The organism is Halomonas caseinilytica, from assembly GCF_001662285.1.
In the GTDB taxonomy this organism is placed as follows: domain Bacteria; phylum Pseudomonadota; class Gammaproteobacteria; order Pseudomonadales; family Halomonadaceae; genus Halomonas; species Halomonas caseinilytica.
In genome coordinates, this window is the sequence record NZ_BDEO01000006.1 from 54,238 (window position 1) to 78,249 (window position 24,012).

Below are 24,012 nucleotides of genomic sequence, written 5' to 3' on the forward strand. Positions count from 1 at the left end.
GCTACACTGGGAGTGCTCTGAAGCATTTGCCCCGAAGACACTCGTGCTCTGTTCATGTGCGGCATCGATGCGCATGACGAGCTCGATCGACAGGAGGAGGTTTTGTCATGTCGCGCGTGATATCTCTGCTCGCTACCGCATTTTTCGGCAGTGCCTTGCTGGCTGCACCGGCAATGGCTGACGTCGAGGCCGCGGCGCCACCGGAAGATGCCAATGTGTATTTCATCTCGCCGCAGGATGGCGCCACCGTGTCGAGTCCCGTGACCGTGCGCATGGGGCTCGAGGGCATGGGCGTCGCGCCGGCGGGCATCGAGGTCGAGAATACCGGCCATCATCACCTCTTGATCGACAAGCCGCTGGATGACGTGGATCTCGCCTCGCCGCTCCCTGCCACTGATCAGACACTGCACTTCGGTGGCGGTCAGACCCAGACCACGCTCGACCTCTCGCCGGGCGAGCACACCCTGCAATTGCTGTTCATGGACTATCGCCATATCAGTTTCGATCCGGCGGTGCATTCGGAGTCCATCACCATTACCGTCGAGTGAGCGTCACCGCCGAGTGAGCGTCTGGCGGTCGATCCGCGAAGGTGCGGTTGGCACGAACCTTTGCCCGTGATGCTGTCCAAGGAACATGTCTTGTCACTACTAGGATGATTGACCATGAAACGGATGTTTCTTTTTTTCTATTTTCTGCTGGCCGCCGCACTTCTGGTCGGTTGTGCTGCCGTGGAGCGCTCGGGGAACGAGAAGGCCGAGGCAGCGCTGGGCGAGTTGCCGGCCAGTTTCCGGGGGACGCTGCCATGCGCCGACTGCCCCGGCATTCGCTATCATCTATCGCTGTTCGAGGATGGTGTCTATACCCTGGAGACGGTCTATCTGGGCAGTGACGAGGCCAACCGTTTCCACGAGAAGGGCGAGTGGTCGCTGGATGGTGCCGGCAAGACGCTCACCCTGACGGACGACGAGGGCGCTCGACTGTGGCGCGTGCGGGATGCTGCCACCCTGGAAGCCCTGGATCTTGAAGGCAACGAGATCGAATCTTCCCTGAACTATACCCTGAAGCGTACCGATGGCTTTGTCACCGAGACGCTGGAGAACAGCTACTGGAGGCTTACCGAGTTGCGGGGCGAGCCCGTCGAGACGACACAAGGGCAGCGCGAGGCGCATCTGGTGCTGCATCCCGAAGAGCAAAGGGTGGCCGGGGCCACGGGCTGCAACCAGCTTTCGGGCCGTTACCAGCTGGAAGATGACCAATTGAGCTTCGGTCCTCTGGCGACCACGCGCATGGCCTGCATGAACGAGGCGAATGTGGAGTCGCGCTTCCTGGCGGCCCTGGAGGAAACCACGTCTTATCGAGTGCTGGCCGACAGGCTGGAACTCTACAACGACGAAGGCGAACTGCTGGCGCAGTTCGTGGTGCAACACCTCACGTAAACGCTACCGTCGACCCTGATCCGGCCGGCCCCTGGGGCCGGCCTTTTTTGCGCTGGCGTTCTGCGAGGCGCTCAAGGCAACTCGCCACTGTGATAGACGTTCTGCACGTCATCCAGGTCGTCGAGCATGTCGAGCAGCTTTTCGAACAGGGCGACATCATCGCCTTCCACCGGTGTGGTGGTCTGGGGTACGAACTGGATCTCGTCGATTTCGAATTCCAGCTCGCCGAAGGCGTCGAGCAAGGCCTGCTTGGCCTTGGCATATTCGGTGTGAGGGGCGAAGACGGTGATATGTCCCGCTTCGTTCTCGATGTCGGTGACATCGACATCGGCTTCCATCAGCGCTTCGAGGGTTGCTTCCTCGTCCTCGCCATCGAAGGCGAGAATCGCGCAGTGGTCGAACATGTGGCTGACGCTGCCGGGGGTGCCGAGCTTGCCCTTGCACTTGGTGAAGCAGGTGCGGACATCGCCGATGGTGCGGTTGGGGTTATCGGTCAGACACTCGACAATGACCATGGCATTGCCCGGACCGAAGCCCTCGTAACGTGCCGGAGAGTAGTCTTCGCCACCGCCGCCTCTGGCCTTGTCCAGGGCCTTGTCGATGACATGTGCGGGCACCTGGGCTTTCTTGGCGCGCTCGATCAGTCCCCTCAGCGCGAGGTTGGCATGAGGGTCGCTGCCTCCCTGCTTGGCGCATACATAGAGTTCGCGCCCATATTTGCCGTATACCTTGGCCTTGGCATCCGACGTCTTGGCCATGGATTCCTTGCGGTTCTGGAAGGCCCTGCCCATTGCGTTGTCCTGTTGCCGCTAATGTTGTGCAGGATTCTACGAAACCGCAGGAGGTGGGAACAGTCTTATTTCGGCTTCCCGGAACGACTGCCTACACTGGTATGGCGTGCGTATCGAGCCGCGCGGGCATTCATGCCAGAGAATTCCTCGGAGAAGAGCCGTTGCTGGGAGAGCAACCATGGATCATCGGGCCTATCGTCATGCCCTCGCCACGACCCGACAGGGAAGCGAGTTGCCGTTTCCGCCGGATGAGTTCGAAAGGCGCCGCTTCGAGGTGCGTCGTCGGATGCGCGAGAGGGGCATCGAGGCGCTGCTGCTCACCGACCCGGCCGATCTGTACTATCTGACCGGCTATCACACCTTCGAGGTTTCGGTGCATGCCTGCCTGGTGGTGACCGGCGAGCGCCTGGTGCTGCAGGTGCCCTCGATCGAGACCGGGCCGGCAGTGGTCACCGCCATGGTCGACGAGATGCTCGGCTACCGTTGGGAGAGTTTCGACGAGGTCGTCGAGCCGCTGGCCGAGACGCTGTCCCCCCATGGCGTCATTGGTCTGGATACGTTCGGTGCCGGTTTGCGCTTCGGGGTGATCCGTGAGCTTCAGGCCAGGCTCGGAGCATCACGTTTCCGCGATGACGGCGGTGAACTGCTCGACCGGGTACGGATCGTCAAGAGTCCAGCGGAGCTCGAGTGCCTGCGTGAAAGCGCTCGAATCACGTCTCTGGGGCTAGGTGCGGCGGAGTCGATCATCGCGCCCGGCGTCACCGACAGCGATGTCGCGGCCGAGGGGGCCAGGGCTATGCTGGCAGCGGGAAGCGAGTTCATGAGCCTGCAGCCCATCGTGACCAGCGGACATCGTACCGGCACCATTCACGTCAACCACAAGCGGCGGACGATCGCGCCTGGCGAGCCGGTGTTCCTGGAGTTCGGCTCGGCCTTCCAGCGTTACACAGCCCCCATGATGAGGACGGCCGTGGCGGGCGATCCCAGCCGCGACATGCTGGCGCTCGGAGATCTGTGCCGGGAGATCGGGGAAGTCCTGTGCGCGGCCATGCGACCGGGTAACACCTTCGACGAGGCGGCGCGTGCCGCCGAGGCGGTGCTGGTGCCTCACGGCGAGCAGGTATTCTTTTCCGGTGTCTTCGGCTATGCCGTGGGCGCCCAGTTCCCGCCGAGCTGGGTCGAAGGGACGGGCTTCATCGCGAGAGGGCAGATGCACGTGTTCGAGAGCGACATGGTCTTTCATCTGCCGCTTTGTCTGCGACGGCCGGGTGAGTGGGGCATCGGCCTGAGCGATACGGTCAGGATCACGCCCGAGGGAGGCGTGGCCTTGACCGACAATGACTGGCGCCTGGTGACGCCGTGCTGATCGAGGTCATGGCGGCATTCCCGAGCGAGCGCGATCCAGAGTATTGACCTCAAGTTAAGTTGAGGAACTACATTGCAGGCTTGCAGTGCCCGTCCTTCTTCATTCGAGAGTGCCGCTATGTTCCGCTACTTCGAGAATCTGGTGAATCCGTACCCCGAGGGTGAGCCTCGGGTGCCGCCGCGCGGGCTGTTGCCCTTCATTGTGCACTTCTCCCGGCCGGTGGCCGGCCTGCTGGTGGCCATGTCGCTGGCCACTGCCCTGGTGTCGGCTACCGAGGTGGTATTCTTCCACTACATGGGCGAGCTGGTCGACTGGCTGTCCGGTGCCGAGCGTGAAGGCTTTCTCGCCGAGCATGGCTGGCGTCTTGCCGGCATGGGGCTGCTGGTCGTCGTGGGGTTGCCCTTGCTGGTGCTGTTGCAGTCGCTGCTGACCCACCAGGGCATCTTCGGCAATTATCCAATGCTTGGCCGCTGGCTTTCACATCGCCACATGCTGCGTCAGAGCATGGCGTTCTTCCAGGATGAGTTTGCCGGGCGCGTGTCCCAGAAGGTCATGCAGACGGCGCTGGCGATTCGCGAGACGGTCATGAAGCTGATGGACCTGCTGGTCTATGTCGCCGTCTATTTCACCGGCGCCATGCTGTTGCTGGGTAATGCCGAGCCGTGGCTCATGGCACCGTTGGTGGTGTGGCTGGCGGGGTATGTCGGCATCATGTGGTTCTTCGTTCCGCGTTTACGCGACGTTTCCATGGCCCAGGCCGATGCCCGTGCGCGCATGACCGGTCGAGTGGTGGACAGCTACAGCAATATCCAGACCATCAAGCTGTTCGCCGACACGCGCCGTGAGCAGGACTATGCGCGTGACGCCATGGAAACGTTCATGGTCACCGTGCACCGCCAGATGCGCCTGGCCACCCGGTTGTCGGTGAGTCTGACGCTGCTCAACTCACTACTGCTCGTCGGCGTCGCCGCGATGGCAGTGGGCGCCTGGTACCTGGAGGTCGTATCCTTGGGCGTGATCGCGGTGGCCATCGGGCTGGTGATGCGTATCCGTTTCATGTCCGACTGGATTCTCTGGGAAGTGGCGAGCCTGTTCGAGAACATCGGCACCGTGCAGGACGGCATCAATACCATTGCGCGCACGCCGGCGGTGCTGGACGCGCCGGACGCCGGCGAGCTCGAGGTGCCGAGGGGCGAGATCCGATTCGAGGCGTTGCGCTTCGGCTATGACTTGCCTGACGGCGAGGCGCGACGCGTCTTCGATGGTCTGGACCTGACCATCGCGCCGGGTGAGAAGGTGGGCCTTATCGGTCGCTCGGGGGCCGGCAAGTCGACGCTGGCCAACCTGCTGCTGCGTTTCTATGATCTGCAAGGCGGCGCGATCCGCATCGATGGCCAGGACATCGCCGAGGTGACCCAGGAGTCGCTGCGTCGCTGCATAGGCATGGTGACCCAGGATACCTCGCTGCTGCACCGTTCGGTACGCGACAATATCCGTTACGGTAGCCCGGAGGCCAGCGAGGAGGCTATCCAGCAGGCGGTGCGCCAGGCCCATGCCGACAGCTTTCTCGATGACCTGATCGACCCGCAGGGGCGCCGCGGGCTGGATGCCCATGTCGGGGAGCGTGGCGTGAAGCTGTCGGGCGGCCAGCGCCAGCGGATCGCCATCGCACGGGTACTGCTCAAGAATGCGCCGATCCTGGTGCTCGACGAGGCGACTTCGGCGCTGGATTCCGAAGTCGAGGCGGCCATTCAGGAACAGCTCTATGCGCTGATGGAGGGCAAGACGGTTATTGCCATTGCACACCGCCTGTCGACCATCGCCATGCTCGATCGCCTGGTTGTGATCGACGAGGGCAAGATCGTCGAAACCGGAAGCCATGAACAACTGCTGGCTCGCGATGGACTCTATGCCGCGCTGTGGCGACGTCAATCGGGAGGCTTCCTGGGGCTCGATGCCTCGCAGTCCGCCGAGCAGGATGATTGTCGGTCCATGGAAGAAATAACATCATGAAAAGGAGATTTCCCTCATGAAACCGTCGCATGTCGATGACCCCTTGACGCTCAAGGTCGGCCATGAAGAGCTGGTCATTCGCCGACGCTATGAAACGCTCAGCATTGCCAATGACTTTCTCATTGCCATCTGGTTTCTCGTCGGCAGTGTGCTCTTCCTTTATCCCAGCCAGGAAACCCTGGCGGTCTGGATGTTCATCATCGGCAGCTTCCAGTTTCTGGTGCGACCAGCCATTCGGCTGGCCAGCCATCTTCATCTGCGGCGTATCCCTGATAGTGAATGGCAGCAGTGAAGAGGTCGGTTTAACAGGGAGGAAGGAAGGTCGCAGGCACCCCCGCGAAAGGTATCGAGAGGGTCGGCCGTGGTCTGCAATGTCGGGCGGTTTGACGGTATCCTGACGCCTGAAGGTGGGGAAAAGGTAAAGCAGTACCATGACAATAAACAGGGATACCCTCGATGGCGTATCGGCCGGCATGTGCCTCGAGCATTATCAGGCGAGGAAAAGAGCATCGCACTCGGTCAGAAAGGTTTCATGCGGCGGCACACTCATGATGTCACTGATGTTGAGTAGCTGTGCCGGAGCGGAGAGCGGCGATGGCTTTCCCGACCCGGATGACGCCTACATACGGGGAGGTATCTTTGAATCGCCTCAGGCGATCAGATCGGTTCAGCCCGGCATGACGAAGGACCAGGTTCGGCACTTGCTGGGGAGTCCTCATTTCGCCGAAGGGCGGCTCAACGCTCAGAGGTGGGACTATCTGTTCGATCTCAGTGGCGACGCTCGCCCTGGTACCGGGATGTGCCAGTTCCAGCTGACGTTCGATGGAGCGATGCGTGTCGAGAAGACCCGATGGCGGACGGCCGAGTGCGCTGTGCGCTATTCGGCCATTCAGATCGAACCGCTCGAGAGCGATGACATGGGGCCGCGCTACCACCTGCCCGTCGTCGGGATGTTCTCGGAAGAGGGGCGCTTGACCGCTGATGGGCGCCAGGCGCTGGAGGAGTTCGCACAGATCCTGCAGCGTGATTTCCATGCCCCGATGCTGGTCATTGGCAGCTATCCCGAGCCTGGTCGCTATCGTGCTCAATGCGAGGCTGTCCAACGCTTCCTGAGGGCTCGGGATGGCGAGGCGGTCGGCCGGGTATCACTCACCTCGGAAGACATCGCCTCTTGCCGGGGACTCGATATCGACGATACCTGTCTCGATGATCAGGTCGTCATCGCCATCCAGGCGCGTTGAGGGAGGCGGTCTCCAGCGGTGGCCTAGTGTCGTTCGTCGTCGATGTCTTCGTCGAGCGGCTCCAGTTCGACAGGAAAGGTCAGCAGGAAGCGGGTGCCGACCTTCTCTGTGCTCTGGCACTCGATGGTGCCTCCATGGCGTTCCACGACCGATTTCACCAGCGACAGCCCCAGGCCGTAGCCCGCTGACAGGCTGGCGCCGGAGCTGCGTTGGTAGCTGTCGAAGATGTGTGGCAGATCCTGTTCCGGGATGCCGACTCCCTGGTCCTGGATCGAGAGGGTAATGCGTTCCGTTGAAGCCTTGGCCGTGATGGACACCCGGGTATCCGGTGGACTGTACTTGATGGCGTTATCCAGCAGGTTGAACACGGCTCTCAACAGGTAGGCGCGGTCACCTTCCATCGGGCACTCGTCCTCGATGTCGCTCTCGATGTCGATGGATCGCTGTCTCGCCGCTGGCCAAGCCTGATCGATGGCTTCCAGAACCACGTCCGACAGCAGCACAAAGCCCTGGTTCATGGCGCCAAACTCGGCCTTGGTCAGTTGCATGAAACTGTCCGTCAGCGTCAGTGCATTGCGTGCCTGCTGCGCGATGCGGTCGAGCAGCTCCGCTTCTGGCAACGGAGACGACGAAGTGCGTTGCAGCTGGGTCAGGGCCAGTATGCTGGATTGTGGCGCCTTGAGGTCGTGCGACAGGAAGCGCAAGAGGCTGGCACGTTGCTCTTCGGCCTGTCGTTCGCTGGTGACATCCACGAGCCCGACCAGCCAGCCCACTTCGAAGGCATCGGCAGCGGTCACCAGTGGCGAGACCTTGAGATGATAGTGGCGTTCGTCAGCGCCCTGATAACGCGTATCGTCGAGTGCGCCGAGTGCCTCGTTGCCTTCTTTGACCGGCCTGGCGGTGGGGTGGGTCTCCGGCGTCATGATGTCCAGTAGATCATGCACCGATGCGTCCTGGGCGATGCCGTACGATCGGAACAGCCGCTTGGCCTGGGCGCTGGAAAGAATGATCCGGCCCTGCGTATCCACCACGAGGGTCGCGATGGGCATGGAGTCGATCGAGTCGGCAATGAACTGACGAGTATTGTGCATGCGCGTGATGGCTCCCTCGAGCGAGAGGAGCCGCTGATGCAGCCTGAGCCCCCATTTTGTGCGTGCCGGGTTGGGGGCGGGCTCGGGAATGAGGCGGGGCACCGTCTCGAGCCGAGCGATTTCCTGCTGGAACCAGCGCAGGGCCGCGGCTTGGCAGCGCCAACTGATGAGAATGCATGCGGCGAGGACCGAGCACAGGCCTGCCGTGATCGGCCACCACCAGCCCATGGCCAGCAACCCCCAGGCCCCCAGTAGCATCATGACCAGAATGACCAGGGTCAACTTGGCCATATGACGAAACTTGAATGCCCAGACCAGAGCCAGGAAAAGCCATAAGGAAAGGAGGGAAAGCAGTGACGCGAGCCACTTGGGCATGTCCTGGGTGATGTTGCCTTGCATCAGGCCATCCAGCAAGTTGGCCTGAATCTCGATGCCGGGCATGCCACCTTTGGCGCCTCCGTAGGGGGTGGGGTGATGATCGCCCAGGCCCTTGGCGGTAGCGCCGACCAAGATGATGCGGTCTGCCAGCAATGAGCGGGGTACGCGGCCTTCGAGGATGTCCACATAAGAGACCTGTGGATAGTGGGAGGTCCCGCCCCGATAGGGAATGCGGATCTCATGCGCATTACCGTCATGGGACATGAAAGGGGCAAGCGTGTCGGCAGGTTCGATCCGTTCTTGCGCAATCAGGTCTTGATAGAGTCGCAACGTCAGTTGGGGAATGTGGTGTTCCCACAGGCGGATGCGGCGCACGACGCCATCGGCATCCGTTCGGATATCGATATGCCCGATGCCCCGGGCGGCGTCGCGTAGCAGGTCGGTGGGGAACAGGCCACGGAGACCCGAAGGGTCGTCTTCGGCCTCGACATGAAACATGGGCAGGAAAACATGGCCATGGCGCTCGAGGGCCTGGGCAAGACGTTGGTCATGGCGACTCTCCCATGAGGGTTCGGTGAACACGACATCGAAGAGCACGGCACTGGCACCGCTCTCGGTCAGACGATCCAGGAAGTCCGCGTGCATATCGCGTGGCCAGGGCCATTGGCCCAGGGCTTCCAAGCTGCGTCCGTCAATGGCAGCAATCAGGAGGCTGTCGTTCGGTGGGTGTGTCTGTGTCGTCAGCAGGCGATCATACACATAGGTATCGGCTAGCCAAGTGTGTTGCCCCGCCCACCAGGTGAACACGGTCAACAAGGAGCCGATCAGAAGCCAGGTACGGGTCAGATCTCTAAACAGGCTATGGCTGGCGTGCGGCACCTTGCCTCCCGGAGGCCACCACGGCGGAGTAGTCCGCGAGCTCCCCGCTCGTACCGGATACCAGCAATCGCCAGAAGAAGTCGTCTGTCGGCAGGTTGCGCAACGTAACGCCCTGACTCGTCGCGAATGATCGGTTCATGAAAGGTTCACTGAACGTGGCATCTTCGGACAACTGTAGGCGATATTCCAGGCGAGGGATACGGGTCCAGTGGAACTTGTAGCCATCGTCGATGACTTCCAGGCTCGCCTCGATCGGACGATGCAGGATCAACTGACGATCTTGGTGGCCTTCGATGCCGAGGGAGTCGAAAGCCGAGCCTCGCACGTAATAGAAGCCTTGCGGTACCGAGTCGAAAATGATGGTGGGCGAGGTGTCACGCTTATCGTGAATGATGCTTCGAAAGTTGGGGTCTCGAGCCAGTTGCACATGATAGGCCACGGCACCTTTCACCTTCGACAAGTTGATCTGCAGTGATCGGTCGAAGGGCTGGCCACCCTCCTGCACGGTCGGGGCCGGGAGCAATGCTGCCGTTTGAACGGGCGACGCCGCGCTCGAACGAGCTCCCTGGCCGGCGGGGACGCTGATGGTCTGTCCTTCATGGCTCAAGGCGACCTCGCCTGCCAGAGTACTGACGAGAGTGGCGTCATCGACATAGGTGACTCGAAAGTGGGTGCCGCGCACCCCAATGATGCTCGTCGGCGTCTCGATACGCAGCACGTCAGAGTGGTCGTGTTGCGACGGTACATTGGCTTCCAGTTCGCCGCGCTCCAGATACAGCCGTGTACCGTTGCGGCCCTGTCGCTTGACGACGATCCGGGAGTTGGAAGGCAAGACCACATCCTCTCCATGGGGCAGATGTAGAGAAACGAAGGACTCGTTCGCGGTTTCCACGATATCGCCGGGGGCGATGGTCATCCCTTTGCGCAGTGGAATGCGTTCGCCATCGTCCTCGACCAGCCAGGCGGTACCTTTCCGATGACTGACTTCAGCGGCCAGCGGGGGCAGAGAGGGTAGCTGGAGCGCCAGGCCGGGCTGCATGTGCCGGGGGGCCTCGATTTGATTGGCTTCTTGAAGGAGGGGCCACGCTTTGGCATCGCCGAGATACTCCTCGGACAAGTGCCATAGGGTATCCCCTGGTTGCACATAGTGAATCTCGCTTTGTGCTGGCTTGGTCTGGGTGCTCTCATCAGCCTGTGCTATCCCCAGTAGAAAAGTTATGCCCAGAAGTAATGAAGTCCTTTTTTTCATATTCCCTTCCTTCAAGAAGGTGAGGCGTCAGTATGCCAATTGTCAGAAGGTTATGACTTGGTAGATTTCAGGAATGGTAAGGTAACTGGTCTGGTAGCGAAATGTTTTTTGTCATTTTTTAACAAAGTTTAATCTTGTCTGGTTTTGGATGAGCAGTTGGTGAAGTGAGGTGTTCATCATGAAAAAGGGGGCGAAGTGCGGTTATAAAAGAGTTGTTTAACAAGACGGAAGCAGGGTGGTTTGTGTTATATGATGAATATCAGGGTCTTTTGATGTTGAAGCGTGGGTTTGTTGTCCAGCTTGCGGGGTTTTCTGGCAGTCATGGGTGTCGTAGGGGATTGATGGGTAAAGTGTCTTTTGCCTGGAGAGCATGTGGTGCTTGCCGTTTTGGATAGTGACGAATGAGGGGGCGATGACCGCTTTTCGGGATCTTTTGAAGACGTGTGACGCTCTTGGCTCAAGGTGTTCTAGATGTCTTTGAATTTAAGGGAAGTGGTTAAAAGTCGTTAAAAAAGGAAATGGTGTGGCCTTTATCTAATGCTTTGGTCATGTTGATTCCTGTGGAAAGATGGAAAAAGACGTGCTGCTGTACGTCGCGTCAATCGCCTGGAAGATCAGACAGACCGGCGGCGATATGGCGCTCAGGAGAGTTCGGGTGCGAGTTCCTCGAGCCTGCCTCCCGCTCTCAATCCATCCAGTGCGTGCACCGATCATTTTTATGTTATGGTGGGATAACTTTATGAAAATGGGTGTTTTTCATTTCTTCATCTTTCATGGATTAACACTCGGGCAGCCATTGCCTACCATGATGATGTCATAGGTTCGCCTATGGCCCCCTGCTCTTGCCTGGCCCCGTGCCAGGCTTTTTTTATTTTGCGTGAAATTATCTATTTTTTGGTAAAGTGTCTGGGTGTTTCAATGTGTAACGAATTGGTTATACTGTGTGATGTTCATGATGAGTGAAGAATCGTGAAGTTTACACGTGGGGAGTTGCACCTTGATATTCATAGCCATCCTTGAGGACGACCCTGTATGTCTCGATCAGCTATCGAGTCTGTTGGAAGCGGCGGCGGCGCAAAGCCGAAAGGGGTGGCGTGTCGATGGTTGGGAGAAAGGGTGGCATATTGATTGCTATCAGGACGCGAGGACTTTCATTCGCGGCATCAAGCGTCGAACCTATGACCTCGTTCTTCTCGACTGGATGCTCCCGGACCTGAGCGGTCCCGAGGTTCTGGCCTGGCTGGACGAGTACTTTCTGGTGACTCCGCCCGTCATCATGGTCACTCACCGGGATTCAGAGCGGGATGTCGTCGAGGCCCTGAAGGCTGGTGCGGAAGACTTCATCAGCAAGCCGTTTCGTTCCGAAGAGCTGGTGGCGCGCGTATTGACGACACTGCGTCGCCATCACGTGGGGAGCAAGCATCGCTACGAGCCTTTCAGCCATGGCGATCTCACCGTATATCCCAAGGAAGAGATCATCACGAGCCATGGCGAGCCCGTGAAGTTGACCTATCAGGAATATCGACTGGCACTGCTGCTGTTACGCAACCTGAATCACCCCTTAAGTCGCTCCTACCTGTATGAGACGGTCTGGGGACAGGAGGAGAGCCCCATGTCCCGGACGCTGGATGTCCATATCTATCGTCTCAGGAGGAAGTTGGGGCTGAATGCCGAGAATGGCTGGAAGCTGTCCTCCGTATATCGCTACGGGTATCGTCTTCAGAGACTGAAGGAAGATGAATGAGTCGATAAAGGCACCATGAAGTGCGTCACAATGGTCAGTTTCCGCCCTTTCGGGTTGCCAGACACCCGGATGGGAGAGGCGGCATCGGGCATCGAATGACGGGCTCTGAACCAAGGTGCACCCGGCGTGGTACTCTCGAGAGCGTGGATATATTGCGCCTGACGGCAAGGGGACGGCGAAGAAGCGGAAAGCCGCCATGCGGACGGCGTCCTCGCGCTGCGTCAGGACGATGTGAATTTGCCAAGGGAGCCAGCCATGTCGATCTGCGATGCTTTATGCCAGCAGCTCGGTATCCGTTATCCGATCATCCAGGCGCCCATGGCGGGCGTTTCCACGCCGGCACTGGCGGCGGCAGTCACCGAGGCGGGGGGATTGGGTTCGCTGGGCCTGGGAGCTTGTGGTGTGGACCGGGCCAGGGAGCAGATTCGCGCGACTCGCGAACTGACGAATGGTCCCATCAACGTCAACCTGTTCTGCCATCGCCCCGCCGACCGCGACGCTGGACGTGAAGCCGACTGGCTCGACCATCTGGCGCCGCGTTTCGCCGAGTTCAATGCCCGGCCACCAGAGGCGTTGCGGGAAGTCTACCAGAGCTTCGTCGGTCATGACGCCATGCTCGAGATGCTGCTCGAGGAGCAACCGGCGGTCGTCAGCTTCCATTTCGGGCTGCCGGGTCGCGAAGTGGTGCATCGCCTGCGCGAAGCCGGCTGCATGACGCTGGCTTGTGTGACCTCTCTCGAAGAGGCCGAGCGAGCCGAGAGCGAAGGCGTCGATGCCCTCGTTGCCCAGGGAGTCGAGGCTGGCGGGCATCGGGGAGTGTTTGATCCGGAACGCGATGACGGCATCGGCACTTTGACGCTGGTTCGGTTGCTGGTAGCGAACAGCCGCCGGCCGGTCATCGCTGCCGGTGGCATTATGGACGGTGCCGGTATCGCAGCCGCCTTGCTACTGGGAGCCTCGGCGGTTCAGCTCGGCACGGCCTTCGTGCTCTGTCCGGAATCCGCCGCCGATGCCGCCTATCGCGAGAGGTTCAAGTGCGAAGAGGCGAATCACACGCGTATTACCTCCTCCATTTCCGGGCGCCCCGCGCGCGGATTCGTCAATCGCCTGCATGAAGCTGCCGGCGACCCCGCACCGCCCGACTATCCCGTGGCGTATGATGCGGCCAAGGCGTTGCACGCGGTAGCCGGTGCCGTCGATAACCATGATTTTGCACCGCATTGGGCGGGGCAAGGGGCTCCTTTGGCCCGGGAATTGCCAGCGGCTTCCCTGATAAAGGCGTTGGTAGAAGAGTGGCGCAATGCGGCAGTATCTGATCGATCCATGGTTTGATGTGAGAGAAATGAGTCGGCCAGAATTCATGAAAGTTCATGGAAAATTGCTAGGCGGTATTCGGCCATATTGGGTATAGTTTGCAGCGCGATATCCACATTAGTGCGAGATCGTGCTTTGCCAGGGACGGCATCGTATCATCGTGTTATCCACGATGCTTGCCCCATCAATGACTCGCTGTTTGGTGTGTTGTCGATGGGGCATATTCGTGGCAGGCGAGTTGGCCTTTTCCGTATTTTTGGCTGTAATGGGTGCCTTGTTACCCATCTTTATGGGGAACAGGAGTACAGAAAGGCCCCGCCTTGAGGCGAGGCCAGAAAGATGTCATGGCGTAATGCCTGCTCTATATTCGTCAGGCTGAATCTTTCTCGTCGGATTCGATCTGTTGAACCCCGGATTGGCCCGAGTTGAGGCTATTGATCTCGATCTCCCGCGGTTTCTCCGCTTCGGGGATTTCACGCAACAGGTCAATGACCAGTAGACCGTTTTCCAGATTGGCGCCTTGCACCTCGATGTGATCCTCAAGCTTGTAGGTCAGCTTGAAGGAACTCCGGCCAATACCGTGATGCATGTAAGTCACGTTGTTATCGCTCTTCTCGTCATCCTTGACGCCGGATACCGTCAGAACGCCGTTTTCCAGCCTGATGCTGAGATCCTTTTCGGAAAAGCCGGCGACTGCCAGTACGATGCGATAATTGTTTTCTCCATGCTTCTCAATGTTGTATGGAGGGAATGTCGATGTCGAACTTCCCTCCAAGGCACGATCGAAGAGATCGCTGAATCGATCGAAGCCAATGGAGTGACGAAAGAGCGGCTCAAGTGAAAGTGCTGTGCTCATCGGTATGTCCTCCCTATCACTTGACGGGATCATATCTCGATAGTCTTGCCCACCTTTTCGGTTACCGCTCTCGAAGGAGGGCTGTCTGGCATGAGCAGATATTTGGTTGCCAATGCGGATTTCAATCCCTCTCTATATAATGTTTTTTCATCTCTTATGACGAAAGGTATTGTTGCAGTGTTTGCGGCGGGGGAACGATCTGCCTGAGGGAGGAGAACATGGCAGGAGAAAGAGAAGAAAGAGACAAGAGAACCCCTGGCGCAGGGCGACCATCTCATCGGGTCAAGGTGTTGGCAGGCCAAGCGTGTTGCCCATCTGACAGCTGACGAGACGGTAATAGAAACGGCCACCGCGATGATTCGCCAAGTGGCCGTTTCTGTTGAGATTCCTGGTGCCGGTGAGTGGACTCGAACCACCGACCTACGCATTACGAGTGCGTTGCTCTACCAACTGAGCTACACCGGCGCGCCGCGTATATTACCGGGAGGCGCGCCGGTATGCCAGGCCTGGCGTTCAATAGGCGTAATCGCGACCGGCGGCCTTGGCGCGTTCCCGTGAGCTCGGGTTCACCGACTCGCGGAAGGGCATCTCGCAGACTGTCGCGGCCACGGGCTGGCCGGGTATGTCGAGGAATTCATCGGGTAGCCAGGCGACCAGCTCGGTCCCCAACGTCGCCGAGGACACCGGTACATAGGCCATGGCGATATTGGTGCCGAGTTCCGGCGAGTACCAGGGAGAGGTGATCCAGCCACAGGGTTCGCTGCCAGCATCCGGACTGACCAGCCAGAAGTCCGGTGCATAGTCCTCGATGGGCTTGCCGTCGAGCTTCAAGCCTACCAGCTGATGGCTGAAGGGCGGCTTGCCGGCCTTGACGAGCTCCCGGGTGCGCTCGAGTGCCTCCTTGCCGATGTAGTCCGCTTCCTTGGCCTTGGGCACCATGTGCCCGAGGTTGCATTGGAAGGGATTGGTCTCGTGATCGAGATCCTGGCCATAGGACAGGATGCCGGCTGCAATGCGACGGTGGTGGGCCGGAGCGATCACCATCAGGTTGTAGGCTTCGCCGACGGTGCGAATGGCATTCCAAACGGTCTCGGCGTTCAGGGTCGAATCGTAGGCATAGACCTCATAGCCCTTCTCGCCGGAGAAGCCGGTCTGGGAAATCAGGACGTCGGCTCCCTCGATCCTGGCGGCCATCAGACCATAGTAGGGCACTTCACGCACCGCTTCGCCAACCAGGTCGGCCAACAGGTCTTCGGACTTGGGCCCCTGGACCTGGAGCGGGCTGACATCGATCTCGTCGATCTCGACATCGAAGCGCATGCCGTGATTGACGCCCCGGAACCAGTAGGCCAGGTCCGAATCGCTGATGGTGAACCAGAACTCATCGTCGGCGACACGCAGCATCACCGGGTCGTTGAGCACGCGGCCCTGCTCATCGCAGAGCACCACGTAGCGGCCCATCATCGTTGGTACTCGGGTCACGTCGCGGGTGCAGACATAGTTGCAGAAGGCTTCTGCCTCGGGGCCCCTGACGCGGATCGGCCGCTCGACGGCGACATTCCACAAGGTGACGTCGTTGACCAGCGCGCGATATTCCTCCATGGCGCCACCGTCCTCGGGGCGCACGTAGGCGCGGGGATGATACATGCGGTTGTAGACAGTAGCCTTCCAGCATCCTGCCTCCACCGAGAGGTGCCAGTAGGGCGACTTGCGTACCCGGTTGGAAAGCAGCAACTGAATGCCTGGGTCGCCGCTCTGGCGGAGGTTGACCGGCACCAGGCGCTCGCTCTGGTCGATGGACTGCTGGAAATTGATATTATGTGGCATGGTGCGGCACTCCTCGTCCTTGGCTATTGGCCCGAGAACGATGCCGAGGAGGCGCACTGCATCGCCGCCGTTCACGCCGTCCTCGACGACTCGGCCCTCGCTTTCGGAGGCCCGGGGGGGCATCCGCTCGACGGCGTCATCTGGATTGTGTCGGTCGTTGTGGATGAGGGCCGCCGATACCTTCAAGGTAGGCGTGCACGCGCCGGCCACCGTTCCAGCGGCGACGCCGGAATTTCCGGGGACGACACCCGCTGTCAGGTGGTCAGCGTGGCGTGTCGCGCAGTCGTGTCAGGCCTTCCTGGGCGCTGGAGGCCACCAGGCGGCCGTCTCGGTCATAGATGCTGCCGCGGCTGAAGCCGCGTGCGCCACCGGCCCAGGGACTATCCATGTCGTAGAGCAGCCAGTCGTTGACCTTGACGTCGTGATGGAACCACAGGGCGTGGTCGAGGCTGGCGATCTGCAGCCGGGGATCACCGAAGGTGATGTCGTGAGGCACCAGAGAGGTGGTCAGCAGGTTGAAGTCGGAGCTGTAGGCCAGCAGATAGCGGTGCAGCGCCGGGTCGTCGGGTAACTCGCCGGCCAGGCGGAACCAGAGGCGCTTGCGAGCCGGCTGGCCGGGTTCGGCACTGTCCTCGAGATGGCGGAATTCGATGGGGTGCCCCGGGAAGCGGGTCACTCGCGTGTCGTCGTTCTCGGGGGCGTCGGGAGGCGCCACCTCGGGCATGCGCGGCTGGTGGGTGATGCTCGTTTCTTCGCCGTGGAAGGAGGCGCTGCAGAAGAAGATCGGGCGGCCCTTCTGGATGGCGGTGATGCGTCGGGTGGTGAAGCTGGCACCGTCACGAACGGCGTCGACCTGATAGACCACCGGCATCTGGGCATCGCCGGGACGCAGGAAGTAGCCGTGCAAGGAGTGCACGCGGCGTTTGGCATCCACGGTATGGGTGGCGGCCGAGAGGGCTTGGCCGAGCACCTGCCCGCCAAAGAGTTGCGGCAGTCCCAGGTCCTGGCTACGGCCTCGGAAGAGATTCTCTTCCAGGGGTTCCAGGGCGAGCAGATCGACCAGGGCGTTTAGCGCGTCGGACATTCGGGGGTATCCTCCTGAGAAGGGTGTCGGCCCGCCTGTGAACACCGTCTGCGGTGGGTGCTGCCGAGCCATCATCTACATGTCGAGCAGTCTACTGGAGTCAACGGCGATGCGCAGCGATGAGTATTACATGCACCGGGCCGTGGAGCAGGCGCATCTCGCCGAGGCGGCAGGAGAGGTGCCGGTGGGAGCCGTGGTCGTGGATCCGGACGGCGACATCGTGGGGCGTGGCTTCAATGCACCGGTCTCCGGTCATGATCCCAGTGCTCATGCCGAGATTCGTGCGCTGCGCGATGCCGGCGCCAGGCTCGGCAACTATCGTCTCGATGGTTGTACGCTCTTCGTGACGTTGGAGCCCTGTCTGATGTGTACCGGGGCCATCATTCACGCGCGTCTGGCTCGGGTGGTATATGGCGCGGCCGAGCCTCGCAGCGGCATGGCGGAGTCGCGGGCCAATCTGTTTGCACAACCCTGGTACAACCATCGGGTCGAGGTGACGGGGGGCGTGCTGGCGTCTCGTATTGCCAAGCATCTCAAGGCGTTCTTTGCCGCGCGGCGGAACGCTGCCGCGCCTTGAGCAGCTCAGGTGCTGGGCGGGACGACATCGAACGCTTCGCGGCCTGCCTTCTCGGGCAGTCGAGCGTTGAGTGGGTGGAACTGTTCCTGGCTACGGTCCACGTAGGCCAGGATCTCGTGATAGCGGCGAATGTTGCGGACATAGATCACCGGCTCGCCGCCTCGCGCATACCCATGGCGGGTTTGCTCATGCCAGCCGCTTTCCTGAAGCAGCGGCAGGGAGCGGCGTACGTCCTTCCAGGCATCGGGGTCGCCGCCACGCTGGAGGGTGATGTCGCGGGCATCGTAGAGGTGTCCGAGTCCCACGTTGTAGGCCGCAAGTGCCATGTAGAGGCGGTCGTCGCCGGTGATCGACTCGGGTAAGCGCTGTTCGAGACTCCTCAGGTAACGCGCGCCCCCCTCGATGCTCTGGGCCGGGTCGAGGCGATTCTCGACGCCCAGATCGCTGGCGGTCGGGCGGGTCAGCATCATGAGGCCGCGCACGCCGGTGGGGGAGGTGGCCTCGGGATCCCAATGGGATTCCTGGTAGCCCACTGCGGCCAGCAGCTTCCAGTCAAAGCCGGTATCGCGAGCGGACTGGCGGAAGAGTGGCGCGTAGTCCGGCAGTCGCTCCTGGGCATGAGCAATGAATGTGCGCGCGCCGACGTATTCGAGATAATTGTCGCGACCGAAATAGCGCGTCTCGAGCTGCTGGAGCAGGCCGTTGTCCTGCATGTCGGCGAGGAAGCGATTGGCCTCGCGTACCAGGCCCAACCCCTGGCCGGCGGGAAAGGCCCAGGCCAGGGAAAGTGGCTTACCGAGCCGGAAGCCGTCCTCGACCTCGGGGAAGAACAGGCGATTGAGCCGGAACTGGTGCTCGAAGACCACGGCGGCATCCAGCGTGCCGCTGGCAACCTGGCTCAGTAGCGAGGCGACCTCCATGTCGTTGGCTTCCTTCCAGCTCAAGGTGGGATGCTCGGCCTGGAGTTCCCGCATGACGGTGTCGGTGCCGGTGCCGCTCAGGGTACCGATCTCCAGGCCCTGAAGATCCTCGATGTCCTGCGGCGGTGGCAGGTCGCGGCGATAGACCAGCAAGGGTTGCAGCGGCATGATCGGACGGCTGAAGATCACGCCCTCCTGCCCCGGGTCGAGGGGCAGGGCGGCGGCGCCCATATCGCCCTGATGGCGTACCGCTCCGAGCACGTCGGTCGTGTTGTGGTCGTCGTTCAGTGCCAGGCTGACGCCAAGATGATCGGCAAAGCGTCGCATCAACTCATACTCGAACCCGGTAGGTCCCTGGCGCCCCTCGTAATAGGTGGTGGGAGTGTTGCGGGTATGCACGCTGATGAAGTCCCGCTGCAGCACGTCCTGCAGATGTGGCCCCGGTTCGCTGTGGTGTCTTGCCGGCAGCAGCATGAGCAGCAGAACGACGCACAGCGTCAGGTAGCCACGCCAGTGGCGGCGGACATGGTCGAGCCAGAATGCGAGCATAACGGTGATGAGCGGCGATGAGACCCTCCACCTTACCCAGCCTCCCTTCGGCTGTCATCATTCTCGATTTCTCGCGGCCGGCGCTTTCCAGTATCATAAGGCCTCTTTGCCGCCGGCCGCGGCCTTCAGGAAACACTGGATGAACACCCACGCGGCTCAATCACGGCGTTGCGCGAGACCGGAGCCCCTTCGCTCATCTTTCGTATGCTCCGCGTTGCTCGCCCTGTGCTTGAGGTCGTGAGTCGGTTGTTCGGCGCTTCCTTCATTTTCGCTTGCTTCAGAGGCCCGAGGATATGCTCGAACTGCGCGGTGCGCCCGCTCTATCCGCTTTTCGTCACGCCAAGCTACTGGATGCCCTGCGTAGTGTGGTGCCCGATGTCGAGGCGCTCGAAGCCGACTACGTGCACTTCGTCGATCACGACGGGGAACTGGCCGATGGTGATCGACGGTTGCTCGAGCAGTTGCTGGACGACGGGTCGACGCGTGAGGCGTCGCCCGGTAGCCGAGGGCATCTTTTCCTGGTGGTGCCGCGCATCGGCACCCAGTCACCCTGGTCCTCCAAGGCCACCGACATCGCGCACAATTGCGGGCTGACGAAGGTTCGTCGTCTGGAGCGAGGCATCGCCTATCGGGTGCAGTTTGCCGGGGAGCTTTCCGAGTCGGGCTTCGAGGCCGTGACGGCGGCGCTGCATGATCGCATGACCGAGACGGTACTGTTCGACGCCTCGGATGCCGCTCGCCTGTTCGCGCATCACCAGCCGGCCCCGCTCGGCCAGGTCGATATTCTGGAGGGCGGCCGCGCGGCGTTGGCAACGGCCAACATCGAGCTTGGCCTGGCGCTCGCCGAGGACGAGATCGACTATCTGTGCGAGGCCTTCAAGGGCCTCGAGCGCAATCCGACCGACGTCGAGCTGATGATGTTCGCCCAGGCGAACTCGGAGCATTGCCGCCACAAGATCTTCAATGCCGACTGGGTCGTGGACGGTGAGGCGCAATCGCACTCGCTGTTCAAGATGATCAAGAACACCTTCGAGGCTTCGCCGGACGATATCCTCTCTGCCTACAGCGACAACGCGGCGGTCATCCGGGGCAGCGAAGCCGGGCGCTTCTTCGCGGCACCACTGACCGGCAAGGCGGCCGACCGTGCCGTCTATGGCGCACATCGGGAATCGGTGAACATCCTGATGAAGGTGGAGACCCACAACCACCCGACGGCCATCGCCCCGCACCCCGGTGCGGCGACCGGTGCCGGCGGCGAGATCCGCGACGAAGGCGCCACCGGTATCGGTGGCAAGCCCAAGGCTGGCTTGACCGGCTTTACCGTGTCCAACCTGCGCATTCCCGAGTTCGTCCAGCCCTGGGAAGCCTTCGACTACGGCAAGCCAGAGCGCATCACCAGTGCGCTGTCGATCATGCTCGAGGGGCCCATCGGTGGCGCGGCCTTCAACAACGAGTTCGGCCGCCCCAACCTGACCGGCTATTTTCGCAGCTATGAACAGGATGCTCTGGGCGCCGACGGCATCGAGCGCCGGGGCTACCACAAGCCGATCATGATCGCCGGCGGCTATGGCAACATCCGTGAAGAGCATGTCCAGAAGGGCGAGATTCCTGTCGGCGGCAAGCTGATCGTCATGGGCGGACCGGCCATGCTGATCGGCCTGGGCGGCGGTGCGGCCTCCTCGATGGCCTCCGGCGCCTCCAGCGCCGATCTGGATTTTGCCTCGGTGCAGCGCGACAACCCTGAGATGGAGCGTCGTGCCCAGGAGGTCATCGACCGCTGCTGGGCGCTGGGCGAGGACAATCCGATTCGCTTCATCCACGACGTCGGTGCCGGCGGGCTGTCCAACGCCTTGCCGGAACTGGTCAAGGACGGCGACCGGGGCGGGCGCTTCGAATTGCGCGAGGTGCCCAACGCCGAGCCTGGCATGAGCCCGCTGGAAATCTGGTGCAACGAGGCCCAGGAACGCTATGTGCTGGCCGTGGCGCCGGACGACCTCGAGACCTTCGAGGCGCTGTGTCGCCGTGAGCGTTGCCCCTACGCCGTGGTCGGCGAGGCGACCGAGGCGCATCATCTCGAGGTGCGCGATGGCCATTTCGAGACGCGGCCGGTGGATCTGCCGATGAACGTGCTGTTCGGCAAGCCGCCGAAGATGCAGCGCGAGTTCACGCGCCAGGACCGCGAATTGCCGGGCATCATGCTCGACAACCTGGACCTGCGCGAGGCCATGGACCGCGTGTTGCGATTGCCCACGGTGGCGTCCAAGAGCTTTTTGATCACCATCGGCGATCGTTCCATCACCGGCCAGGTGGCGCGCGACCAGATGGTCGGCCCCTGGCAGGTGCCGGTGGCCGATGTCGCCGTGACCACCGCGACCTTCGATACGCACGCCGGTGAAGCCATGGCCATGGGGGAACGGCCACCGGTGGCATTGATCGACCCTGCCGCCAGCGCTCGCCTGGCGGTAGCCGAGACCATCACCAACCTGGCGGCAGCGCCGATCGCCAAGCTGGGCGACATCAAGCTCTCCGCCAACTGGATGAGCGCGGCCAGCCATCCCGGCGAGAATCAGGCCCTCTTCGACGCCGTTCGGACCGTGGGCATGGAGCTGTGTCCGGCGCTGGGCATCGCCGTGCCGGTAGGCAAGGACTCCATGTCCATGCGCACCGCCTGGGAAGCCGAGAACGACAAGGGGGAGCGCGAGGAGAAGAGCGTCACCGCGCCGCTGTCGCTGATCACCACCGGTTTCGCGCCCGTCACCGATGCTCTGCGTACCCTGACCCCCGAGATCAACCTGGAGCAGGACGAGTCCGACCTCATCCTGGTCGATCTCGGCGGTGGCCGGAATCGCCTTGGCGGCTCGGCCCTGGCGCAGGTCTACGGTCAGGTCGGCGACGAATGTCCCGACCTGGACGACCCGGAAGATCTCAAGGCGTTCTTCTCGGTGATTCAGGGACTCAACGCCGACGGCAAGCTGCTGGCCTACCATGATCGCAGTGACGGTGGCCTGCTGGTCACGCTGCTGGAAATGGCCTTCGCGGCGCATGCCGGCCTGGAAATCAAGCTCGACTGGCTGATCGACGAGCCCACCGATGCCTTCAATGCGTTGTTCGCCGAGGAGCTCGGTGCGGTGATCCAGGTATCCCGCGAGCATACCGAAGAGGTGCTGGCGCAGTTCGCCGGTGCGGGCATCGAGACGTGCGGCGTCATCGCCCGGCCACGTTATGACGACCAGGTTCGCGTGACCCTGTTCGAGGAACCCTTGCTCGAGACCACGCGCCTGCTGGCGCAGCGTACCTGGAGCGAGACCAGCTACCGCATGCAGGCACTGCGCGACAATGCCGAATGTGCCAAGAACGAGTTCGACGGCTTGCTCGACGGCCGCGACCCCGGGCTCTCGGCGTCGCCCACCTTCGATGTCGATGAAGACATCACCGCGCCCTTCGTGAATACTGCGCGGCCCCCCATGGCCGTGCTGCGGGAGCAGGGCGTCAATGGACACCTGGAGATGGCCTGGGCCTTCGACCGAGCCGGTTTCGAGGCCGTCGACGTGCACATGAGCGATATCCTCGAGGGGCGGGTGAGCCTCGAGGACTTCAAGGGGCTGGTGGCCTGCGGCGGCTTCTCCTACGGGGACGTGCTCGGTGCCGGTGGTGGCTGGGCCAAGTCGATACTGTTCAACGAGCGCGCGCGCGATCAGTTCGCCGGCTTCTTCGGTCGTGATGACAGTTTCGCGCTGGGCGTCTGCAATGGCTGCCAGATGCTCTCCCAGCTCAGGGAGCTGATCCCTGGGGCCGAAGACTGGCCGCGCTTCGTGCGTAACGAGTCCGAGCAGTTCGAAGCTCGGGTCTCCATGGTCCGTGTGGAGCAGAGCGCCTCGATCCTGCTGGCCGGCATGGAGGGATCGCGACTGCCGATCGCCGTGGCCCACGGCGAAGGGCGCGCCGAGTTCCGCGACAGCGCCCACCTGCGCCGCATGCAGGGCAGCGCGCAGGTAGCCCTGCGTTATCTCGACAATCACGGGCAGGTGACCACGCGTTATCCCGCCAACCCGAATGGGTCGCCGGGCGGCATCACCGGCCTGACCACGCCGGATGGTCGTGTGACCATCATGATGCCGCATCCGGAGCGTGTGGCCAGGGCGGTGACCAACTCCTGGCGGCCGGCCGAGTGGACCCGGGATGGCGCCTGGATGCGCCTGTTCCGCAACGCCCGGCGCTGGCTGGGCTGAAGACAGGCGGCGCGTCCGTCAGGGGCCGCCATGCAAGACGCCGACGCCCGGCTGGGCGTCGGCATCTTGCCTTGTCTCGGCTCATGTCGCCTCGATTTGGCGCGGGGTCAGGAGGCGTTGTTGTCCGGGACGTCGTCCTTGTGCTTCAGATGCGATTCCACATCTTCGAGTAGACTGCGGAATTGTGCCTGAAGGCGGTCATAACGCCCGAAATCATGACCGCACTCTTCGCAATAAACGTGGTACTGCCCCTCGCGACCCGGCGGCAGGCGCTTCCAGTGGCTGCCGCATTCCGGACAATTGGGGCTGGTCTTTTGAGTGGTCATGCAAGGTTCTCCCTTAGGGCAATACGAGATGATTCATTCTCATACTACCTAGGTATCATGCCTGTATGCCCATAGGTCAAGCCATGCTCGGCCGTCTTGCTGTCGGCAGCGATGGCGGCAGGTGGCAAGATGGCGACGTTTC

General features: G+C 61.6%; 18 protein-coding genes and 1 tRNA gene. 10 read left to right on the plus strand and 9 right to left on the minus strand.

Annotated features, from left to right (window positions below):
- Positions 1-107 precede the first annotated feature (107 nt).
- On the plus strand, positions 108-548 hold the full coding sequence (locus tag HSDC_RS06460) for a DUF4399 domain-containing protein (protein ID WP_064699131.1): 441 nt from the start codon (positions 108-110) through the stop codon (positions 546-548).
- Between the two features lie 114 nt (positions 549-662).
- Positions 663-1,436 carry an META domain-containing protein gene (locus HSDC_RS06465; RefSeq protein WP_064699132.1) on the plus strand — a complete coding sequence of 258 codons (774 nt, stop codon included), beginning with the start codon at positions 663-665 and terminating at the stop codon, positions 1,434-1,436.
- Between the two features lie 71 nt (positions 1,437-1,507).
- Here HSDC_RS06465 and HSDC_RS06470 read toward each other — a convergent pair whose 3' ends face one another.
- Complete coding sequence (locus HSDC_RS06470) at positions 1,508-2,227, minus strand: YebC/PmpR family DNA-binding transcriptional regulator (RefSeq protein WP_064699133.1); 720 nt, start codon at positions 2,225-2,227, stop codon at positions 1,508-1,510.
- A 178-nt stretch (positions 2,228-2,405) separates the two neighbouring features.
- Here HSDC_RS06470 and HSDC_RS06475 point away from each other — a divergent pair, with 178 nt between their 5' ends.
- The 4 genes from HSDC_RS06475 (at position 2,406) to HSDC_RS06490 (ending at position 6,847) form a co-directional block, all read left to right on the plus strand.
- Positions 2,406-3,593 carry a M24 family metallopeptidase gene (locus HSDC_RS06475; protein ID WP_064699134.1) on the plus strand — a complete coding sequence of 396 codons (1,188 nt, stop codon included), beginning with the start codon at positions 2,406-2,408 and terminating at the stop codon, positions 3,591-3,593.
- Between the two features lie 117 nt (positions 3,594-3,710).
- Positions 3,711-5,606, plus strand: a complete 1,896-nt coding sequence (locus HSDC_RS06480) for an ABC transporter ATP-binding protein (RefSeq protein WP_064699135.1) — start codon at positions 3,711-3,713, stop codon at positions 5,604-5,606.
- Positions 5,607-5,622: 16 nt separating this feature from the next.
- Positions 5,623-5,898, plus strand: coding sequence for a YrhK family protein (locus HSDC_RS06485; RefSeq protein ID WP_064699136.1), 276 nt, complete (start codon positions 5,623-5,625; stop codon positions 5,896-5,898).
- Between the two features lie 256 nt (positions 5,899-6,154).
- Positions 6,155-6,847 (plus strand): outer membrane protein assembly factor BamE, encoded by a 693-nt coding sequence (locus tag HSDC_RS06490; protein WP_170862770.1) that lies wholly within the window; start codon positions 6,155-6,157, stop codon positions 6,845-6,847.
- 23 nt (positions 6,848-6,870) lie between these two features.
- Here the strand turns inward: HSDC_RS06490 and HSDC_RS06495 are convergent, their stop codons facing one another.
- Positions 6,871-9,195 (minus strand): CHASE2 domain-containing protein, encoded by a 2,325-nt coding sequence (locus HSDC_RS06495; protein ID WP_082919972.1) that lies wholly within the window; start codon positions 9,193-9,195, stop codon positions 6,871-6,873.
- Entirely contained in the window at positions 9,176-10,444 is a 1,269-nt protein-coding gene (locus HSDC_RS06500; protein WP_082919973.1) for a FecR domain-containing protein, read from the minus strand. The genes HSDC_RS06495 and HSDC_RS06500 overlap by 20 nt, the downstream gene beginning before the upstream one ends.
- A 982-nt stretch (positions 10,445-11,426) precedes the next feature.
- Here HSDC_RS06500 and HSDC_RS06510 point away from each other — a divergent pair.
- Both HSDC_RS06510 and HSDC_RS06515 read left to right on the plus strand, forming a co-directional pair.
- Positions 11,427-12,188 (plus strand): response regulator transcription factor, encoded by a 762-nt coding sequence (locus HSDC_RS06510; RefSeq protein ID WP_244534447.1) that lies wholly within the window; start codon positions 11,427-11,429, stop codon positions 12,186-12,188.
- Positions 12,189-12,443: 255 nt separating this feature from the next.
- Positions 12,444-13,520 (plus strand): NAD(P)H-dependent flavin oxidoreductase, encoded by a 1,077-nt coding sequence (locus tag HSDC_RS06515; protein ID WP_064699140.1) that lies wholly within the window; start codon positions 12,444-12,446, stop codon positions 13,518-13,520.
- Between the two features lie 352 nt (positions 13,521-13,872).
- Here HSDC_RS06515 and HSDC_RS06520 read toward each other — a convergent pair whose 3' ends face one another.
- The 4 genes from HSDC_RS06520 to HSDC_RS06535 all read right to left on the minus strand — a co-directional run bounded on the left by HSDC_RS06520 (position 13,873) and on the right by HSDC_RS06535 (position 17,269).
- Positions 13,873-14,358: an Hsp20 family protein gene (locus HSDC_RS06520; RefSeq protein WP_064699141.1), complete on the minus strand. Its 486-nt coding sequence runs from the start codon at positions 14,356-14,358 to the stop codon at positions 13,873-13,875.
- 389 nt (positions 14,359-14,747) lie between these two features.
- Positions 14,748-14,823: transfer RNA gene (locus tag HSDC_RS06525), tRNA-Thr, on the minus strand.
- A gap of 48 nt (positions 14,824-14,871) precedes the next feature.
- Positions 14,872-16,185 (minus strand): glycine cleavage T C-terminal barrel domain-containing protein, encoded by a 1,314-nt coding sequence (locus tag HSDC_RS06530; RefSeq protein WP_064699355.1) that lies wholly within the window; start codon positions 16,183-16,185, stop codon positions 14,872-14,874.
- Between the two features lie 262 nt (positions 16,186-16,447).
- Entirely contained in the window at positions 16,448-17,269 is an 822-nt protein-coding gene (locus HSDC_RS06535; protein WP_064699142.1) for an acyl-CoA thioesterase, read from the minus strand.
- Between the two features lie 109 nt (positions 17,270-17,378).
- Here HSDC_RS06535 and tadA point away from each other — a divergent pair, with 109 nt between their 5' ends.
- Positions 17,379-17,846 (plus strand): tRNA adenosine(34) deaminase TadA, encoded by a 468-nt coding sequence (gene tadA / locus HSDC_RS06540; RefSeq protein WP_064699143.1) that lies wholly within the window; start codon positions 17,379-17,381, stop codon positions 17,844-17,846.
- 5 nt (positions 17,847-17,851) lie between these two features.
- Here tadA and mltF read toward each other — a convergent pair whose 3' ends face one another.
- On the minus strand, positions 17,852-19,315 hold the full coding sequence (mltF, locus tag HSDC_RS06545) for a membrane-bound lytic murein transglycosylase MltF (RefSeq protein WP_064699144.1): 1,464 nt from the start codon (positions 19,313-19,315) through the stop codon (positions 17,852-17,854).
- 293 nt (positions 19,316-19,608) lie between these two features.
- Here mltF and purL point away from each other — a divergent pair, with 293 nt between their 5' ends.
- The gene (purL, locus tag HSDC_RS06550; protein ID WP_064699145.1) at positions 19,609-23,544 is read left to right on the plus strand and encodes a phosphoribosylformylglycinamidine synthase; all 3,936 of its coding nucleotides are present in this window, start codon (positions 19,609-19,611) and stop codon (positions 23,542-23,544) included.
- Between the two features lie 107 nt (positions 23,545-23,651).
- On the opposite strand, the gene HSDC_RS06555 is transcribed toward purL, so the two are convergent.
- Positions 23,652-23,870 carry a hypothetical protein gene (locus HSDC_RS06555; RefSeq protein ID WP_064699146.1) on the minus strand — a complete coding sequence of 73 codons (219 nt, stop codon included), beginning with the start codon at positions 23,868-23,870 and terminating at the stop codon, positions 23,652-23,654.
- Positions 23,871-24,012: the final 142 nt, after the last annotated feature.

Coding starts and splice junctions, on each gene's coding strand:
- HSDC_RS06460 (WP_064699131.1), top strand. CDS start 108: ATGTCGCGCGTGATATCTCTGCTCGCTACCGCATTTTTCGGCAGTGCC.
- HSDC_RS06465 (WP_064699132.1), top strand. CDS start 663: ATGAAACGGATGTTTCTTTTTTTCTATTTTCTGCTGGCCGCCGCACTT.
- HSDC_RS06470 (WP_064699133.1), bottom strand. CDS start 2,227: ATGGGCAGGGCCTTCCAGAACCGCAAGGAATCCATGGCCAAGACGTCG.
- HSDC_RS06475 (WP_064699134.1), top strand. CDS start 2,406: ATGGATCATCGGGCCTATCGTCATGCCCTCGCCACGACCCGACAGGGA.
- HSDC_RS06480 (WP_064699135.1), top strand. CDS start 3,711: ATGTTCCGCTACTTCGAGAATCTGGTGAATCCGTACCCCGAGGGTGAG.
- HSDC_RS06485 (WP_064699136.1), top strand. CDS start 5,623: ATGAAACCGTCGCATGTCGATGACCCCTTGACGCTCAAGGTCGGCCAT.
- HSDC_RS06490 (WP_170862770.1), top strand. CDS start 6,155: ATGATGTCACTGATGTTGAGTAGCTGTGCCGGAGCGGAGAGCGGCGAT.
- HSDC_RS06500 (WP_082919973.1), bottom strand. CDS start 10,444: ATGAAAAAAAGGACTTCATTACTTCTGGGCATAACTTTTCTACTGGGG.
- HSDC_RS06515 (WP_064699140.1), top strand. CDS start 12,444: ATGTCGATCTGCGATGCTTTATGCCAGCAGCTCGGTATCCGTTATCCG.
- HSDC_RS06520 (WP_064699141.1), bottom strand. CDS start 14,358: ATGAGCACAGCACTTTCACTTGAGCCGCTCTTTCGTCACTCCATTGGC.
- HSDC_RS06530 (WP_064699355.1), bottom strand. CDS start 16,185: ATGCCACATAATATCAATTTCCAGCAGTCCATCGACCAGAGCGAGCGC.
- HSDC_RS06535 (WP_064699142.1), bottom strand. CDS start 17,269: ATGTCCGACGCGCTAAACGCCCTGGTCGATCTGCTCGCCCTGGAACCC.
- tadA (WP_064699143.1), top strand. CDS start 17,379: ATGCGCAGCGATGAGTATTACATGCACCGGGCCGTGGAGCAGGCGCAT.
- mltF (WP_064699144.1), bottom strand. CDS start 19,315: ATGCTCGCATTCTGGCTCGACCATGTCCGCCGCCACTGGCGTGGCTAC.
- purL (WP_064699145.1), top strand. CDS start 19,609: ATGCTCGAACTGCGCGGTGCGCCCGCTCTATCCGCTTTTCGTCACGCC.
- HSDC_RS06555 (WP_064699146.1), bottom strand. CDS start 23,870: ATGACCACTCAAAAGACCAGCCCCAATTGTCCGGAATGCGGCAGCCAC.